This window comes from Pseudomonas sp. 51_B, from assembly GCF_017491595.1.
GTDB classification, from domain to species: Bacteria; Pseudomonadota; Gammaproteobacteria; order Pseudomonadales; family Pseudomonadaceae; genus Aquipseudomonas; species Aquipseudomonas promysalinigenes.
On the sequence record NZ_JAFGYW010000049.1, the window covers coordinates 1231 to 2593 of the forward strand.

Below are 1363 nucleotides of genomic sequence, written 5' to 3' on the forward strand. Positions count from 1 at the left end.
GTCGAATGTTGATTTCTGGCTTTTGTCAGATCGTTCTTTAAAAATTCGGATATGTGATAGATATAGACTGATAGCCAGTTTCACTGCTGGGTATCAGGCTAAGGTAAAATTTGTGAGTTCTGCGCGTAAGCGCAACATGCGAATTTTCGGCGAATGTCGTCTTCACAGTATAACCAGATTGCTTGGGGTTATATGGTCAAGTGAAGAAGCGCATACGGTGGATGCCTTGGCAGTCAGAGGCGATGAAAGACGTGGTAGCCTGCGATAAGCTTTGGGGAGTCGGCAAACAGACTGTGATCCAGAGATCTCTGAATGGGGGAACCCACTCAGCATAAGCTGAGTATCTTGTACTGAATACATAGGTGCAAGAGGCGAACCAGGGGAACTGAAACATCTAAGTACCCTGAGGAAAAGAAATCAACCGAGATTCCCTTAGTAGTGGCGAGCGAACGGGGACCAGCCCTTAAGTTGGTTTGAGATTAGTGGAACGCTCTGGAAAGTGCGGCCATAGTGGGTGATAGCCCCGTACACGAAAGTCTCTTATCAATGAAATCGAGTAGGACGGAGCACGAGAAACTTTGTCTGAACATGGGGGGACCATCCTCCAAGGCTAAATACTACTGACTGACCGATAGTGAACCAGTACCGTGAGGGAAAGGCGAAAAGAACCCCGGAGAGGGGAGTGAAATAGAACCTGAAACCGTATGCGTACAAGCAGTGGGAGCCTACTTTGTTAGGTGACTGCGTACCTTTTGTATAATGGGTCAGCGACTTATATTCAGTGGCGAGCTTAACCGAATAGGGGAGGCGTAGCGAAAGCGAGTCTTAATAGGGCGTTTAGTCGCTGGGTATAGACCCGAAACCGGGCGATCTATCCATGGGCAGGTTGAAGGTTAGGTAACACTGACTGGAGGACCGAACCGACTACCGTTGAAAAGTTAGCGGATGACCTGTGGATCGGAGTGAAAGGCTAATCAAGCTCGGAGATAGCTGGTTCTCCTCGAAAGCTATTTAGGTAGCGCCTCATGTATCACTGTAGGGGGTAGAGCACTGTTTCGGCTAGGGGGTCATCCCGACTTACCAAACCGATGCAAACTCCGAATACCTACAAGTGCCGAGCATGGGAGACACACGGCGGGTGCTAACGTCCGTCGTGAAAAGGGAAACAACCCAGACCGTCAGCTAAGGTCCCAAAGTCATGGTTAAGTGGGAAACGATGTGGGAAGGCTTAGACAGCTAGGAGGTTGGCTTAGAAGCAGCCATCCTTTAAAGAAAGCGTAATAGCTCACTAGTCGAGTCGGCCTGCGCGGAAGATGTAACGGGGCTCAAACCATGCACCGAAGCTACGGGTATCACCTTTGGT

Annotated in this window: 1 rRNA gene (cut by a window edge); it reads left to right on the forward strand. The window is 49.6% G+C overall.

From position 1 onward, the window contains the following. Positions 1-194 precede the first annotated feature (194 nt). Positions 195-1363, forward strand: a 23S ribosomal RNA gene (locus J5M56_RS23435) (it continues 1822 nt past the right edge of the window).